The following is a 16,195-nucleotide window of genomic DNA, read 5'->3' on the forward strand; positions in this document are numbered from 1 at the left end:
CGGTTCTGATGCATGCAAACTCAATCTTGTAAATAAAGCGCGCCTTTGACAAACTTCATCAGTTGTTCCACCAAAAGCTCATCATCGGCAAAAACCTCGTCGCCCACAAACATTTTCAGCCGTTCTTTGTAGTAATCACAGGTGTAGGAGAATTGCAGCAGGATAAAAAGGTTGTCGAGGAAGAAGGCAAAATATTTGGGGTTGATGTTTTTCCGGGCGGCCTCATTTTTCTGGGCCTCTTCGATAAAAGCCGCATACAGGTGAGCGGTAACTCCTTCGATCTGTTCAACGATCGTCCGGACAAATTCGCCATTGTTCTCGGTGGTCATCCGGTTATACAGTTTGGTCAGATAAACGTTTTCCCGGGAATGGAACTGAATGGCCCGGATGATCTTTTCCACCGTACTCAAAAAATCCATCTTCTGACTGATGATCTCGTTTAGGGCCGTTGTCAGCTTGTCCACGGAAATGCTGACCGTCATCATGTAAAGATCGTGCTTGTTCTTGAAGTACTTATACATCGACCCCACACTGATGCCGGCTTTTTTCGCAATGATATTGATGTTTGCGCCTTCAAAGCCATGCTCGGCAAATTCGATGATGGCGGTTTGGAGTATTTTCTCCTGTTTGTCGGCCGGGAGTTTGCCGAAAGAGGCTGTCTTTAAAAGAAGCATTAGCTCGTCACCTCAAGACAGAGAATAAATCCCCGCTTTTGCCACGCCTCTGCGAATCGGCGCGAGCGCGGAGCGATAGTTCACGAAAGACCGGATAGCTTAAGGAAAAGTTCCAACGGTGCAGTTTATCTAGATTATAACACGCCGGCCCCCGGAGCGACAATTGCGCCTGTTTAAGGTGGTTTTTGAAGATAAAACCGGTGATGACGGGTTTCCCTTCGTTTCAGTGGTTTCCGAAGAGAAGCCGGGCTCGGCATGAGAAAAAGTTAATAAAAGGTTATAATTGACTGAAGCAGAATATAATGGTAATATGTAGGTAAATGAGTGAGCGTTCACTCACCAAGAGAATTTGGCGAAGAGGGGGAAGGAAAATGGGCGAAACCTTTGCCATCTCCAAATACCATGATGCCGACCAGATCATCAAACAACTGGACAATTTAATCAAACAACCAATCCACACCATCCGGCCGGATAAACTCCAAGATTACGTGGAGAACTATTTTAATAAAAAATGCGCCAAATCAAAGGCGATGATTGAAGAAGCCCAAAAGGTGATCCCGGGCGGCGTCCAACACAACTTGGCCTTTAACTATCCGTTTCCTTTGGTGATCACCAAAGCGGAAGGGCCATACCTCTATGACCTGGACGGCAACCGCTATTATGATTTTTTACAAGCGGGGGGCCCGACGGTGCTGGGAAGTAACCCCGTCTCGGTAAGGTCGAAGGTGATTGAACTTTTAAATGAATGCGGCCCTTCAACCGGACTTTTCCACGAGTATGAGTATAAACTGGCCAAAAAGATCGCCGACCATTTCAAAACGGTCGAGATGTTCCGGATGCTCGGTTCCGGGACGGAAGCCTGTATGGCCGCGATCCGGGTGGCCCGGCTGGCGACGAAAAAGAAGTATATTCTGAAGATGGGCGGGGCTTACCATGGTTGGAGTGACCAGTTGGCCTACGGGATCCGGGTACCCGGATCCAAGTGGACCCAGGCGGGGGGTGTCCCGCGGAATTGTTTCAGGTATACGCAGGAATTCTTCCCCAATGACCTTGATGATCTGGAGCGGAAACTCCGCCGTAATCAACTGCGCGGCGGGACGGCGGCGGTGATGATGGAACCGGTCGGGCCGGAAAGCGGCACCAGGCCGCTCCGCTATGACTTCAACAAAGGGGTGGAGGCTTTGTGCCGCAAGTACGGGGCCCTCTTGATCTTTGATGAAGTGGTGACCGCCTTCCGGATCGGCATGTCGGGGGCCCAAGGTTATTTTGGGGTCTCCCCGGACTTGACCGTCTTTGGCAAAGCGGTGGCCGGGGGCTATCCGGGCGCCGGCGGCCTCGGCGGGAAAAAAGAATACATGAAACACCTCAGCGCCGGTATCGCCGGGGGCGGAAAACACAAGAAAGCTTTGGTCGGCGGGACGATGGCGGCCACCCCCTTAAGCTGTTTGGCCGGCTATTATACCCTCTGCGAGATTGAGCGGACCAACGCCATCCCCAAAGCCGGGCAGTTTGGGGACAAATTGACGGCGGGTTTGCAAAAATTGATTGAAAAGTATCATCTGCCGTTCGTCGCCTTTAACCAGGGTTCCATCTGCCACCTGGAGACGGTCGGCACCATGCACTTTGTCATCAACTGGCGCAAACCGTGGCAGATTCCGGCCGTGATCAAAGCCACCTCCGAACGGAAGAAAGAGATGGAACATATGGGTGCCGCCTATATGGCGGAAGGGATCATAACCTTGGCCGGGAGCCGGCTTTATACGAGTGCGGCTTATGAAGACGAGATGCTCCCGGATATCCTGGCCCGGTTCGAAAATGTCTTCCAAAACGTGGCGGTTAAGGTGTAAGGGGAGGTTGTGATGGAGATTAACCAAGCCCGAAATTTGGTTTTGCAAGCCGGCTTAAGACTGGTGGAAGCGGGTTTGATCGCGCGGACCTGGGGTAATGTCAGCTGCCGGGTGGATGCGGACAGTTTCATCATCACCCCCAGCGGCCGGAGTTACCAATCCTTGACCGCGGACGATCTGGTTCAGGTTAGGATTGACGACCTCAGTTACCAAGGGTCGATCAAACCTTCCTCCGAAAAGGGGATTCATGCCGAAGTTTACAAGCGGCATCCGGAGATCAACTTTGTCATCCATACCCACCAGGAGAACGCTTCCGTCATTGCGGCGACCACGGTAAAAGCGATTCCGGTCGGCGGGGCCGATCCGCGACTGGGCGAGGCGGTGCTCTGTGCCGATTACGCCCTGCCGGGGACGAAGGCTTTACGGAAAAAGGTCCGCCGGGCGTTGGCGGAGTCCACCGGCCAGGCCGTAATCATGAAACACCACGGTGCGCTCTGTTTTGGCCGGGATGCGGAGGAGGCCTTCGCCGTGGCGGCGGCGTTGGAGAAGGTCTGCGCCGACTATGTGATCAACCGGTATTTAAAGCTGAGCGGAGCGACGGAGTATGATCCCTACGCCCTGGCGGCTTTTGCGCTCCGGCAAAACAAAGCGGCCGTCCCGGCTGTACCGGTTCGACCGGGAGCAGCAGGAAGGCTTGACGCCGATAGCGACCGTGAGGAGGCGGGGCCAGGCGGTGCGGACGGGGAGAGCGCACGGCAGGTTTTCGAAGAAAGGATCGCCGGCCAGTTGGCGGAGACCGGGCTTTACCGCACCATTTACCAGCGTAATCCAGGGATAAATGCGATTATCTTCAAGGCCACCCCGGAACTGCAAGTGCTGGCGGCGGCGGGGGTAAGGTTAAAACCGCTCCTGGACGATTTTGCGCAGATCATTGGTTTGGAGGTCAGGACCTTTGAGCGGCAAGACCAGGACGGGGTCGCCGAGGCCTTAAGGAAATCCGCTGCCGTCCTGCTTAAGAATACCGGTGCTCTTTGCTGTGGAGCCAACGAGGATGATGCCACGGCGGTGGCGATGATCCTGCAAAAGAACGCTAAAGCCCTGATTGGCGCGGCCTTATTCGGTAAAGTGCGACCGATTAACCGGTTTGAGAGTATGCTCATGCGCTATGTTTACCTGAAAAAGTACGCCAAGCAGGCGTATGTACCCGGTACGGAAAGCCGCCGGCCCTGAATGCCGGGAAAGGAGGTTTTACGGTGAGTACTTATGTCCTGGCCTATGACGTGGGTACAACCTCCATGAAAACCTGCCTTTTTGCGCTGACGGACCGGATTACCTTGCTTGCTGATGCGGTTGAAGGTTATGAGTTGTACATGATGGAGAACGGCGGGGTGGAACAAGACCCGGAAGATTGGTGGCGGGCCATGTGCCGTGCCACCAGGCAAGTATTGGCGGTGAGCGGAATTTCGCCCCACCAGATCGCCGGCCTCTCTTTCTGCGGCCAGATGCAGGGGCTGGTACTGGTCGATGCCAATGGCGCACCGGTCCGGCGGAGTATGAGCTACATGGATAACCGGGCCAAAGCAGAGCTGAAAGAGGGAATGGGGCGTGGAATCAAAATTGCGGGGCTGAATGCTTACAAGGTATTCCACTCGATCCGGATCAGCAAAGCGGTGGCGGCCAGTGTGAAGGATCCGGTCTGGAAGTATAAATGGGTGGCGCGGAACGAACCGGCTAGCTTCGAAAAGGTCTATAAATGGCTGGATGTGAAGGAGTATTTGGTCCTGAAAACCACCGGCGAGTTTGTAATGACCGAAGACAGCGCCTTTGCCACCTTGCTGTATGACACCCGCCCCGGACGGCGGGGGTTTAGCAAAAAGCTCTGCGCGATGCTGGGGGTCAACCCCAAGCATCTACCCCGGGTTGTTGCTTCGACCGACCTGGTCGGCCGGGTTACACCGCAGGCCGCGGCGGAGCTGGGATTGGCCGCCGGAATTCCCGTCTTTGGGGGCGGTGGTGACGCCGCGCTGATCGGGGTGGGGGCCGGGGCGGTCGGCGAGGGGAGCACCCATATTTATTTGGGCACTTCCGGGTGGGTCTCCACGGTTGTCCGCCGCCAGCGGCTGGACACGAAGAACATGATCGCCGCGATCATCGGGGCCCATCCCGGCTATTTCCACTACTTCGCCGAACTGGAGACCGCCGGGAAGTGCCTGGAGTGGGTCCGGGACCATTTGGCTTTGGATGAGATCAACATCTACCTGCGGGATAAAGACGGGAGGTCGCTGGAGACCGTCAATGTGAACCTATACGACTATATGATGCAGGCGATCAAAGATGTCCCGCCGGGCAGCAACGGAGTGATCTTCACCCCCTGGCTTCACGGGAACCGCTGTCCCTTTGAGGACCCGAACGCCCGGGGGATGTTCTTCAACATCAGCCTCGAAACGGGCAAGACCGAGTTGATCCACGCGGTGCTGGAGGGCGTCTGTTACCACCTGCGGTGGCAGTTGGAAGCGGCGGAGCGCAAAGTGAAGGCGGCCCGCCGGATCCGGTTGGTGGGGGGCGGCGCTTTGGCCCCGCTCACCTGTCAGATCCTGGCCGATGTTTTGGGACGGGAGATCGAGACCGTTGAACACCCGCAGAACTGCGGGGCCGTGGGGGCGGCGCTCGTGGTGGCGGTGGGGCTGGGCCTCCTTCCCGACTTGACCGCGGCCGGGCAGTTGGTTCCGGTCAAAGAACGGTATCTGCCCAACCCGGAGCATAAAGCCGTCTACGACCGGTACTTCCCAATCTTCAAGTCTTTATACTATAATAACAGGAAAGCCTTCAGCCTGTTGAACGGGTAATGATGTTGAGCATGTTGAGCATGGCGGCGAGCCGGGATTAGGGCGTCCAAACCCAAGGAGAGAGGGGGAGCGGAAAGGTGACAAGGGGAGAGGAAATGAACAACACCGTAGCGGCGCAGCGGGAGTTCTTTCAATCGGGGGCAACCTTACCGTATGCTTTCCGGGTGAAACAACTGAAGACTTTGTACGGGGCCATCAAGGAAAATGAGGACCGGATTCTGGCCGCTTTGGAACAGGATCTGGGGAAGTGTCCCTTTGAAAGTTACGCCACCGAGCTTTCCCTGGTCTATACGGAGATTAAACACACCCTGAAGCACCTTAAGGGCTGGATGAAAGACCAACGGGTACCGACGCCGGTCACCAGTTTCGGCGGCCGGTCCTATATCCACCGGCAACCGTTGGGGGTCGTTTTGGTCATGTCCCCCTGGAATTATCCTTTCCAGTTGACCGTGGCGCCGCTGGTGGCGGCGATGGCCGCCGGGAACTGTGTCGTCCTCAAGCCTTCCCGTTATGCCCGGCAGACCTCGGCGCTCCTGGCCAGGCTCATTGCCGCGCATTTTCCGCCGGAATACATTGCCCTTTTCGAAGGGGGCAAAGAGGTCAACACCGCCCTCCTGGAGAACCGGTTTGACCATATCTTCTTCACCGGCAGTGTCCGGGTGGGGAAGATTGTGATGGCCGCGGCGGCCAAGCACCTGACCCCGGTCACGCTGGAGCTGGGGGGGGAAAAGTCCCTGTCTGGTAGACCAAACCGCAGACATCGAAAAAACAGCACAGCGCATCATTTGGGGCAAAGCCATCAACGCCGGGCAGACCTGTGTCGCCCCCGATTATGTTCTGGTCCACCGGGCGGTAAAACAGGACTTAATCGCAGCGATGCAAGCGGCGGTCCGGAGGTTTTTTGGGGAAAAGCCGCTGTTGTCGCCGGAATTCGGCCGGATCATCCGCCCCGAAGCCTTTGACCGCCTGCAAGGGATGCTTACGGCGGAAAAGGATAAGATCATTTTTGGCGGCGCGGCCGACCGGGCGCAATTGAAGATCGAACTCACCCTGGTGGATCAGCCGGCTCTCGATTCGCCGTTAATGACGGAGGAGATCTTCGGCCCGATCCTGCCACTTATCTCCTATGAGCGTCTCGAGGAGGCTGTTGCGATCATCCGGGCGCGGGAGAAACCACTGGCTCTCTACGTATTTACCAAGGATAAAAACCTGGAGGCCTGGGTGGTGAATAACCTGCTCTACGGCGGGGGTTGTATCAATGATACCATTATGCATGTGGCCAATCACCATCTGCCTTTCGGCGGGGTGGGGGCCAGCGGCCTCGGGGCCTATCATGGCGAAAAAGGCTTTGCCACCTTTTCCCACGCGAAAAGCATTCTCAAACAGCCCTTTACCTTCGAGCTCCCGCTCCGTTATCCGCCGTATAAAGACCGGTTAAATCTGCTGAGGAAAATATTGGGCTAAAACGGCTAACCTCTTTTCCTTAACTTACAATAAATACTCTCTTGAGCAGGCTTGGCGTAGCCTGCTCTCTTTTTTATTTTGGATCGTGATGGGCTAAATGTCAGGGGAGACGTGTTGGCAACGATTGGGCTTGGCGAAGTTTGCAACTGAAAAAATTTTTATTCCTTCTTAGCGCAGGGATTGGCCGGCGATGGCGGCCGGCTTGAAAATATTTAATGATAATAAGAGGATATTTATACTATATAACGAAAAGGTTTTAGTATTATTGATCGTTTTGTTAATCAAATATTAAAAAAGGAGGATTTAGCTTGCGAGGAAAGAACATAGTTTTTCTACTGCTTATTTTACTATTTGCAACGGCGTTGACCGGTTGTATCAAAAAAGAGAGCAATGTGATTAAAATCGGGGTGTTTGAGCCGATTACCGGGGCAAACGCCGCCGGCGGACAGCTGGAAGTGGAAGGGATTAAACTCGCCAATAAGCTGTACCCGGAAGTGTTAGGGAAAAAGGTGGAGCTGGTAATTGCGGATAACAAATCGGATAAGGTGGAGGCGGCTACCGCCGCGGCCCGCTTGGTCGAGAAAGAAAAAGTAACAGCGATCATCGGGAGTTGGGGCAGCTCCCTCTCCATGGCGGCCGGGGATATTGTCCGGCAGGGGAAGGTTCCCACGGTGGGCGCTTCCTGTACCAACCCGCTGGTGACGGCCGGAAACGATTATTATTTCCGCGTTTGCTTTATCGATCCGTTCCAGGGTACCGTGATGGCCAACTACGCCTATAGCAAGCTGGGGGCCAGAAAAGCGGCGGTTATCCAGGAAGTCAACAACGACTACGCCGTCGGTCTTGCCAAATTCTTTATGGACAGTTTCAAACAGCTGACCGGTGACGAAAACTGCATTGTGGCGTTGGCCAACTACAACACCGGTGACCAAGATTTTTCCGCCCAGTTGACAAACGTGAAAGCCCAAAATCCGGATGTCATTTTTGCCCCCGGAAACTTCACCGAATCGGCTTTAATCATTAGCCAGGCGCGGAAACTGGGGATTACCTGCCCCTTCATCGGCGGGGACACCTGGGAGACCCAGGAATTCCTGGATATCGGGCAAGAAGCGGTAGAGGGTGCGGTCTTTTCGACCTTCTTTGCCACCGAGACCCCGATCACTGAGGAATCGGCGAAGTTCATCGAGGCTTACCGGGCCGAGTACAATAAAGAACCGGCCGCGGTGGCCGCCCTTGGTTACGACGCCTATATTCTGATTCTGGATGCGATTAAGCGGGCGGGCACGACCGACCGGGTCAAGCTGCGCGACGAGATCGCCCGGACCAAGAACTTCCCCGGTGCCGCCGGGATCATCACCCTTGATGCCAACGGCGATGCGATTAAGAATGCCGTGATCAAAGTGGTTAAGAACGGGAAGTTTACCTACCTGGATACGATTGCGCCGCAACAATAAGCTGAACCCAAGACCTGCTTCCTCCGGGGCGCCGGGGGAGGCAGGTCTTTATAGAAAAGACAAATCGGGGTGTTTACATGACTCTAGATCTCTTCCTCCAACACCTTAGCAACGGGATCTCGCTGGGCAGTTTATATGCCTTGATTGCCATCGGCTACACCATGGTCTACGGGATTCTCCGCCTGATTAACTTTGCCCACGGCGACATCTTTATGATGGCCACCTACTTCGCGTTTTTCGGGATTGCCACTTTTGGGATTCCGTGGTTCATCACCTTCCCCCTGGTACTGGTGCTCACCGCCGCTCTCGGCATGGGGGTGGAGGCCGTTGCTTACCGGCCCCTCCGTGGTGCGCCGAAAATTTCGCTCCTGATCTCGGCGATCGGGGCCTCCTTTTTCCTGGAGAACCTGACCATCGTCCTCTTCGGCGGGGTGCCAAAGCCTTTTCCCGCGCCCAAGCTCTTTACCGACGTGGTGCGGGTGGGCACGGTTGCCATCCAAAAGCTGACTTTCTACATTCCCATCGTAACCTTTATTGCCCTGCTCGGCCTGATGTATTTGATTAATAAAACCAAAACCGGCATGGCGATGCGGGCCGTCTCCATGGACCAAGAAACTGCCCAGGTGATGGGGATCAATATCAACCGGACCATCGCCTTTACCTTTGGTTTGGGTTCTCTCCTGGCCGCGGTGGGCGGGATTATGTGGGGAATGAAGTTTCCCCAGATCCAACCGCTGATGGGGGTTGTTCCCGGGCTGAAGTGCTTTATTGCGGCGGTTATTGGCGGGATCGGCAACATCGGCGGAGCGGTGATTGGCGGGTTTATCCTCGGCATTGGCGAGATTATGCTGGTTGCCTTCCTGCCCAACCTCACCGGCTACCGGGATGCTTTTGCCTTTGTGCTCTTGATTCTGATTCTCATGTCAAAGCCAACGGGAATTTTAGGCGAGAAAACAGCAGAGAAGGTGTGAGCATGGAGATAAAAACCAGAAACCGAGTTTTGACGACAGTCTCTGTCCTCTTGTTGCTGGGGTTCATTGCTTTCGCCGAGCACTTTCTGGATTTATACATTGTGCGGATTCTAAATGTCTGCGCCATCTACGCGATCTTGGGCATGAGTATGAACCTGATCAACGGGTTTACCGGTCTGTTTTCGCTGGGCCACGCGGGCTTTATGGCCGTCGGCGCTTATACCACCGCCCTTTTGACCATGCCGCCCGCGGTCAAAAATCAGATTTTTTACTTGGCACCTTTAATCAAGCCGCTCGACCAGATTAATTTGGCGTTCCCGTTGGCGCTTTTGGCCGGTGGCCTTCTGGCGGCGGTGGTCGGCGGTTTAATCGCCGCGCCGGTTCTCCGGCTCAAAGGCGATTACCTGGCCATCGCGACTTTGGGGTTTGCCGAGATTATCCGGGTGGTCTTTACCAACACCCAGCGTATTACCAACGGCGCTTTGGGCCTGAAGGGGATCCCGGCGCTGACCAACTTATGGTGGAGTTTCGGCACGGCCGCCTTTACCCTGGTCTTTTTGGTCTCCTTGATCAATAGCAGTTACGGACGGGCTTTGAAGGCGATCCGGGAGGATGAGATCGCCGCCGAGAGTATGGGGATTAATCTGGCGCGCCACAAAACCCTTTCTTTTGTGATCGGCGCTTTCTTTGCCGGGATTGGCGGAGGCCTCCTGGGGAACCTGCTGGGAACCATTGATCCCAAGATGTTCAGTTCAATGTTTACTTTCAACATCCTGTTAATTGTGGTCCTGGGCGGGATGGGAAGCCTCACCGGCTCGATCATCTCCGCATTTATCGTTACCATCGCCAACGAAGTGCTGCGCTTCTTGGACGAATCCATCAATCTGGGCTTTGTTGTGATCCAAGGGAAAGTGGGGATGCGCTCGGTTGTTTTCTCCGCTTTGCTCATGTTTGTGGTCCTTTTTTACCGGCATGGTCTGATGGGCACCAATGAGTTCAGCTGGGACCGGCTCCTGGCGAGCAAGGCCTACCGGCGATTACGCGGCCTCTTTAAAAAAGAGCGTACTGAAGGGGTGGTTGACCGATGAGTCTCTTGAAGCTAGAAGATGTCACCATGAACTTTGGCGGACTCACCGCCCTCAAGAGTTTTAACCTGGAACTGGCCGCCGGGGAGATTGTCGGTCTGATTGGCCCGAATGGTGCCGGGAAAACCACCGTCTTTAATATCATTACCGGCGTCTATGAGCCGACCCAGGGACGGGTCTTCTTTATGGATCGGGAGATTACGGGGCTGCGCCCGGACCTGATTACCAAGGCCGGGATCGCCAGAACCTTTCAGAATATACGGCTGTTTAAGGGTTTAAGCGTCTTGGAAAATGTTTTGATCGCCAACCATCTCCATCTCAAGGCAAATTACCTGGAAGCCGTCTTTAAACTCCCCAGCTACCGGCGGGAAGAACGGAAGATGTGGGAAAAATCCCTGGCCTTGCTGGAAAGGGTGGGCCTGATCGATCTCCGGGACGAGCGGGCCAGTGCCTTGCCGTACGGGCTGCAAAGGCGGTTGGAGATCGCCCGTGCTTTGGCCACCGACCCCAAACTTCTGCTCCTTGATGAACCGGCAGCGGGGATGAACCCGAAGGAAGCGGAGGATTTGACCGGATTTATCCAGGAGATCCGGGACGAGTTTGATCTGACTGTCCTCCTCATCGAACACCACATGGATGTGGTGATGAACATCTCCGAACGCATCTATGTGCTCGACTACGGGATGTTGATTGCCAGCGGGAAGCCGGCGGAGGTTCAAAATAACCAACGAGTGCTCGAAGCCTATTTGGGGGTTAATGAAGATGCTGAAGATTGAAGACTTGGTAGTTGCCTACGGGGGCATTGAGGCCTTAAAAGGAATTAGCCTGGAGGTGGAAGAGGGTCAGATCGTCACCTTGGTCGGGGCGAACGGAGCCGGGAAAAGCACCACTCTGCGGACGGTGATCGGCCTGGTGAAGCCGGTCAGTGGCCGGGTGTTGTTTAAAGGCCGGAATTTGCTTGAGGAAAAGACCTACAATATGGCAAAGCAGCAAATAACCCTAGTTCCCGAGGGGCGGCGGATCTTCCCCAAGCTGACCGTCCTGGAGAATTTAAGGATCGGGGCTTTCTCCCGGCGGGACGAAAAGGGGATTAAAGCTGACCTCGAGTGGGTATTCAGCCTTTTTCCCATTCTCAAGGAGCGCACCTGGCAACTGGCGGGGACCCTTTCCGGGGGCGAGCAACAGATGCTGGCGGTGGGGCGTGCTTTAATGTCCCGGCCGCGGCTCTTAATGATGGACGAACCATCCTTGGGGCTCGCTCCGTTGCTGGTGAAGGAGATCTTCCGGATCATCAAAGAGATCAACCAGCAGGGCGTGACGATTCTCCTGATCGAACAGAATGCCAATGCCGCCCTACGGATCGCCGATCAAGGGTACGTGCTGGAAACCGGCCGTATTGTCCTGCAGGGCCCCGGCCGGGAACTGCTGGCCAATCAACAAGTAAAAGCGGCTTACCTTGGGAGAAGCAAGTAGGCGTCTACATTTAAAAGTATGTCACCGCCTGTTCTGCTGCCCGCGCAACAAAAGAATAAAGAACAAGGAACGATTCCCGTTGCCATCTCTGCCGGGGCGAACACCAACCGGCCCCGGCCGGGGAGAAGCGGGCCAAGGTAATTCTTTGCGGACAATATTAATGACAAATGACAATAGACAGAGGTTTTCTTCCAGGAGTTTTGTTTTGCTGCGTTTTATGCGTAATGCGACCGCAAAATTTGTCTGATGCGGCAAGTGCCCGGTGCGGGCCTGGGTGATTGCTGGTAAATGGTGATTGACATTGTAAATATCGGATGATAAAATTAGATCAAGTTATTTTCATACCACAAATTGTAAGAAGTGAGCGGTAATGAGCAAACAAAGGAACGCGTCTGAATTATACAAAAAATACACTAAGGCTCGGCGGTCCGTTAGTCCTGAAGGGTCACTGACAAGCACAGGTTATTTAAGGACGGTCAATGTCATCTCGGTTTTACGGGTTCTTTATAAGGAGGGCAGTTGTTCCCGCGCGGAGTTGTCCAAGTTAACCGGCATTAGTTTGCCGACGATCACCAGAATTCTTAGCGAGTTATTAAAGAAGAACTTTGTTGTTCTGGTTGGACATGAGGAATCAAGCGGTGGACGGCGGCCTGAACTTTTTCGGCTTAATTCCAATCAGTTATTTATCGTCGGGATTTATCTGCGGAGTAGTGAAGCGATTTTATCGGTTACGAATTTGGAGGGAAAGGTCATTGCAAAACGCAGCTTTGTTCCCCTTTCCCTGGTCCCCGATGATTTAATCGATGAGATCGTCAAAGAATTGTGGTTATTAGTGAAAGGAAGCCGGATTGATAAAGAACAGATCGTCGGCATTGGCCTGGCCGTAGCCGGGGTGGTCGACAACAAGTCGGGGCGGATTATTCATTCGAACAATCTCAGTTGGAATAACGTAGCGCTCGGGAAGCTTTTGGAGGAAAGGACGGGGGCGGCGGTCGTTATTGAAAACGATGCCAATTCGGCGGCTTTGGCCGAGTTATGGTTTGGTTGCGCCAAAGATGTTTCCAGTCTTGTTTACTTAAAAACCGATACCGGCGTCGGGGCGGGTTTGATTAGTGAGCGGCGCCTGATTTCCGGCCCTTTTGGCATGGCGGGCGAGATTGGGAACCTGCCGGTGCTGGAGGGTACGGTCGATGATTACCTGCATTTACCCTTGGTTTTTCGCCGTTTTGAGGAACTGACCGGCGAGCGAATCGCCGATGAAAAGGAATTTTACCAGTTAATCAAGGAAAAACACCCGGTTGCCCTTAAATTGTACAATGAGGCGATTACGGTTTTGGCCTGGATTGTTATCCTGGCGGAATCATTTTTCGGTATGCAAATGGTGGTGATCGGCGGCTTTTGGGGGGTGGCTGATCCCCAGTTTGTGCAGGATGTTGTTGAAAAATGCCGTCCGTTTTTCCAAAAAAACAAATGGAAAACCCCGCCGGCGATTGTCGGCTCCGAGCTTGGCAAGGAGAGCGATCTTCGTGGGGCCGTTGGGCTTGTCATTCACCAATGGTTTGAATATCCGGTGTAGGAGGGTGAGCAGAACTTTTTAATTGCCAACATTTATGCGGACAACAAAGAAGTTAGCCATTTGCAGAAACAATTTGTCAGTGGCATTGTTCTCGGTTCGACTAATGAATAGAGCAAATAAAAATAAAATGATTTAAGGAGTAAAGCAAATGGAGTTAAAAGGGATTGGGCAGAAAAAAGTCGTGCGGATTCATCTCAAAACCAACAACGAAACCACCGCCTTTGCCGCTGCGGAATTGGGGAAGTATCTCCGTTTAATGCTGGGGCAAGAAACAGAGGTGGTATTTGCTGAAGAACCACCCTCCGGTTTAACCCCCGGTGTACCCACTTTGCAGCTGGGTTTGTTCGCCGATTTTCCGGGTCTGGAAACGCCGGAAGTTACGGATCCGGTTTGGGATGACGCCGTCTATATCCGGGTGGAAAACGGCAAGGGCGTTATCGCCGGAAACAACCCCCGCAGTCTGCTGCTGGCGGTTTATCGTTTCCTGACCGCAGCCGGCTGCCGGTGGGTTCGGCCCGGGGATGATGGCGAGCTGATTCCCAGGAAAGCTTTGGCGGATTTGAACGCAACTGTTTGTGAGCGGGCGGCTTACCGGCACCGGGGAATTTGCATCGAAGGGGCGGTCAGCGAAGAAAATGTCAGGGCGGTGATTGATTGGTTGCCGAAAGTAGGGATGAACGCCTACTTCATTCAGTTTCGCGAAGCCTTTACCTTCTTCCAGCGCTGGTATGACCATAAACATAACCCGCAACAACGACCCGCCGGTTTTACCAGGGAAGAGGCGCGGGAGATCGTGCGCCGCCTTGAACAGGAGATCAAACGCCGCGGTTTACTCTATCACGCCGTCGGCCACGGCTGGACGTGCGAACCTTTGGGCCTCCCCGGCCTTGGCTGGGACCAAAAGGTGGACGAGGAGGCACCGGCGGAAATTGCCCCGTTTTTGGCGGAGATCAAGGGGAAACGCCAAATTTGGCAGGGCATTCCGCTCAATACCAACCTTTGTTACAGCAACCCGGAGGTTCGAGAGATGATCGTCGGGGAGATCGTGCGGTACCTTCAGGAGCACCCCGGGATTGACCTCCTCCATTTTTGGCTGGCCGACGGTTCGAATAACCAGTGCGAGTGTGCGGAGTGTGGGAAGGCCCGTCCGGCGGATTTTTATGTCCAAATGCTGAACGATTTGGACGAACAGTTGACCGCCGCGGGACTGAAGACGCGGATTGTCTTTTTGGTCTACGTCGATCTGTTGTGGGCTCCGGAAAAAGAACGAATCAAGAATCCCGAACGCTTTGTCTTGATGTTTGCCCCGATTACCCGGTCTTATACGCAGTCGATTCCCGACCGGCTGGCGGAGCAGACCATCCCGCCCTATGTCAGGAACCAATTACAGTTTCCCTCCAGTGTCCGGGAGAACCTGGCTCACCTCCGGACTTGGCAGCAAATGTTTTCCGGCGATGCTTTTGACTTTGACTATCATCTGATGTGGGCCCATTATTTTGACCCCGGCTATACCACGATTGCGCGCACCGCCCATCAGGATATCAAAAATCTAAAAACAATCGGCTTGAACGGTTTAATCAGTTGCCAAGTCCAACGGGCTTTCATGCCCACGGGACTGCCGATGACCGTCATCGGCCGGGCGCTTTGGGACCCGACTCGTTCTTTTTCGGAGATCGCGGCGGACTATTACGCCAGCGCTTTTGGGCCGGACGGGGAGAAATGCCGGGAGTTGATGGACCAATTACCTGATTTCCTGGATGAACTGGATCCGTGGGCGGGGCGGTCTTCGCAGTTCGATGAAGTCCGTTTTCTTGAGAAGCTTCACCAAACAAAGCGGGTAATTGGGGAATTGAAGGCGTTGGTCGCCGCCAACCGGGACCTTACCAACAAATGCCACCGTATGTCTTGGCGGTACCTCGGTATTTTCCTCGAGGTTTATGACAGGTTCGTAACGGCCCTCCTTAATCTCTTGGCGGGGCGAAAGGAAGAAGCCGATCAAGTTTGGGAAGAAACAAAGGACTTGCTCTGTTCGCACGAAGACCAAATCCAAATGGTGTTTGATGTCTGTTTATTTATTGAAACCGCGGGAAGGGTCCTGGCGAAGCTGAAGCAAGAGGTCTGACTTACGTTATATGCTATTTAAAAAGAATAATTTTAGCGGTAGGTCAAGATGACTTACCGCTTTTTTAGATTCGGGGGATCAACACGCCTGTTATAAGCCGTAATTCCTAATAATATGGTGAAAATAGTGCCATTTGTAGGAAAAAGACTATTTTCGCTATTTATTTGCCAAAATAGGGGTTTTTAATATTTGCGCAATTGTGATATATTATCCCTGGGTTTACCATAAATGGACATTCTAATAAATCTTGCTTTATTTGGCTAGATGTACAAATTCATTAGAGTAAAAAACTGGTAAAGGAATATCTACAAAAGATGCGAAGTTGGCTAGATTTCATCAGCATGTATTTATTTTCACTCAGTCTATTATTTTTAGGGGAAGAAATGGGGTTGTATTTTTCCCCAATAAACCGTGTGTGTGGTGCTTTCTTCCTTTTGGCTTACGAAATATGTATATACCAAAAAAGGAAGATTGAGCATAAAAATGTACCTCTGTTGGTTTTCATTGGAACAGTAATCTTAAACGTTTAGTTTTCTTATTTGTCTACTGTTCATCGTTTCTTGTGTCCATAAAGAAATTAATTTAATGCAATATGATTATGTGTTTGTGGTAGTATAAGAATACCGAGAATGGCAGTCTAAAATTCCATAGTTCGGTAAAAAAGGAGGAGTCACTGCATAGCA

At 53.3% G+C, this 16,195-nt stretch carries 12 protein-coding genes and 1 pseudogene; 12 read left to right on the forward strand and 1 reads right to left on the reverse strand.

The window, feature by feature from the left end:
- Positions 1–20 precede the first annotated feature (20 nt).
- Positions 21–674: a TetR/AcrR family transcriptional regulator gene (locus G5B42_RS10170; RefSeq protein ID WP_181340368.1), complete on the reverse strand. Its 654-nt coding sequence runs from the start codon at positions 672–674 to the stop codon at positions 21–23.
- Positions 675–1,045: 371 nt separating this feature from the next.
- Here G5B42_RS10170 and G5B42_RS10175 point away from each other — a divergent pair, with 371 nt between their 5' ends.
- From G5B42_RS10175 to G5B42_RS10225, 12 genes and pseudogenes are all read left to right on the forward strand, one after another.
- Entirely contained in the window at positions 1,046–2,521 is a 1,476-nt protein-coding gene (locus G5B42_RS10175) for an aspartate aminotransferase family protein (RefSeq protein ID WP_181340369.1), read from the forward strand.
- Positions 2,522–2,533: 12 nt separating this feature from the next.
- Positions 2,534–3,751: a class II aldolase/adducin family protein gene (locus G5B42_RS10180; protein WP_181340370.1), complete on the forward strand. Its 1,218-nt coding sequence runs from the start codon at positions 2,534–2,536 to the stop codon at positions 3,749–3,751.
- 23 nt (positions 3,752–3,774) lie between these two features.
- Positions 3,775–5,367, forward strand: coding sequence for a xylulokinase (locus tag G5B42_RS10185; protein ID WP_181340371.1), 1,593 nt, complete (start codon positions 3,775–3,777; stop codon positions 5,365–5,367).
- A gap of 95 nt (positions 5,368–5,462) precedes the next feature.
- Positions 5,463–6,831: pseudogene (locus tag G5B42_RS10190) on the forward strand (aldehyde dehydrogenase).
- 308 nt (positions 6,832–7,139) lie between these two features.
- A complete protein-coding gene (locus G5B42_RS10195) occupies positions 7,140–8,285 on the forward strand; it encodes an ABC transporter substrate-binding protein (RefSeq protein ID WP_181340372.1) in 1,146 nt (381 codons plus the stop codon).
- Between the two features lie 77 nt (positions 8,286–8,362).
- On the forward strand, positions 8,363–9,256 hold the full coding sequence (locus G5B42_RS10200) for a branched-chain amino acid ABC transporter permease (protein ID WP_181340373.1): 894 nt from the start codon (positions 8,363–8,365) through the stop codon (positions 9,254–9,256).
- Between the two features lie 8 nt (positions 9,257–9,264).
- Positions 9,265–10,344: a branched-chain amino acid ABC transporter permease gene (locus G5B42_RS10205; RefSeq protein ID WP_407926913.1), complete on the forward strand. Its 1,080-nt coding sequence runs from the start codon at positions 9,265–9,267 to the stop codon at positions 10,342–10,344.
- The gene (locus tag G5B42_RS10210) at positions 10,341–11,117 is read left to right on the forward strand and encodes an ABC transporter ATP-binding protein (RefSeq protein WP_181340375.1); all 777 of its coding nucleotides are present in this window, start codon (positions 10,341–10,343) and stop codon (positions 11,115–11,117) included. The genes G5B42_RS10205 and G5B42_RS10210 overlap by 4 nt, the downstream gene beginning before the upstream one ends.
- A complete protein-coding gene (locus G5B42_RS10215) occupies positions 11,104–11,814 on the forward strand; it encodes an ABC transporter ATP-binding protein (RefSeq protein WP_181340376.1) in 711 nt (236 codons plus the stop codon). Before G5B42_RS10210 ends, G5B42_RS10215 begins: the two co-directional genes overlap by 14 nt.
- An 18-nt stretch (positions 11,815–11,832) precedes the next feature.
- Entirely contained in the window at positions 11,833–11,955 is a 123-nt protein-coding gene (locus G5B42_RS12185; protein WP_269206208.1) for a hypothetical protein, read from the forward strand.
- Positions 11,956–12,184: 229 nt separating this feature from the next.
- Positions 12,185–13,390, forward strand: a complete 1,206-nt coding sequence (locus G5B42_RS10220) for an ROK family transcriptional regulator (protein WP_181340377.1) — start codon at positions 12,185–12,187, stop codon at positions 13,388–13,390.
- A 148-nt stretch (positions 13,391–13,538) separates the two neighbouring features.
- Positions 13,539–15,512 (forward strand): DUF4838 domain-containing protein, encoded by a 1,974-nt coding sequence (locus G5B42_RS10225; protein WP_181340378.1) that lies wholly within the window; start codon positions 13,539–13,541, stop codon positions 15,510–15,512.
- Positions 15,513–16,195 lie beyond the last annotated feature (683 nt).

It is taken from the genome of Capillibacterium thermochitinicola (genome assembly GCF_013664685.1).
Taxonomy (GTDB): domain Bacteria; phylum Bacillota; class UBA4882; order UBA10575; family UBA10575; genus Capillibacterium; species Capillibacterium thermochitinicola.

Bases quoted from the DNA above. Each gene is read 5' to 3' on its own strand.
- G5B42_RS10225 (WP_181340378.1), top strand. From the start codon at position 13,539: ATGGAGTTAAAAGGGATTGGGCAGAAAAAAGTCGTGCGGATTCATCTC.
- G5B42_RS10220 (WP_181340377.1), top strand. From the start codon at position 12,185: ATGAGCAAACAAAGGAACGCGTCTGAATTATACAAAAAATACACTAAG.
- G5B42_RS10175 (WP_181340369.1), top strand. From the start codon at position 1,046: ATGGGCGAAACCTTTGCCATCTCCAAATACCATGATGCCGACCAGATC.
- G5B42_RS12185 (WP_269206208.1), top strand. From the start codon at position 11,833: ATGTCACCGCCTGTTCTGCTGCCCGCGCAACAAAAGAATAAAGAACAA.
- G5B42_RS10215 (WP_181340376.1), top strand. From the start codon at position 11,104: ATGCTGAAGATTGAAGACTTGGTAGTTGCCTACGGGGGCATTGAGGCC.
- G5B42_RS10200 (WP_181340373.1), top strand. From the start codon at position 8,363: ATGACTCTAGATCTCTTCCTCCAACACCTTAGCAACGGGATCTCGCTG.
- G5B42_RS10170 (WP_181340368.1), bottom strand. From the start codon at position 674: ATGCTTCTTTTAAAGACAGCCTCTTTCGGCAAACTCCCGGCCGACAAA.
- G5B42_RS10210 (WP_181340375.1), top strand. From the start codon at position 10,341: ATGAGTCTCTTGAAGCTAGAAGATGTCACCATGAACTTTGGCGGACTC.
- G5B42_RS10180 (WP_181340370.1), top strand. From the start codon at position 2,534: ATGGAGATTAACCAAGCCCGAAATTTGGTTTTGCAAGCCGGCTTAAGA.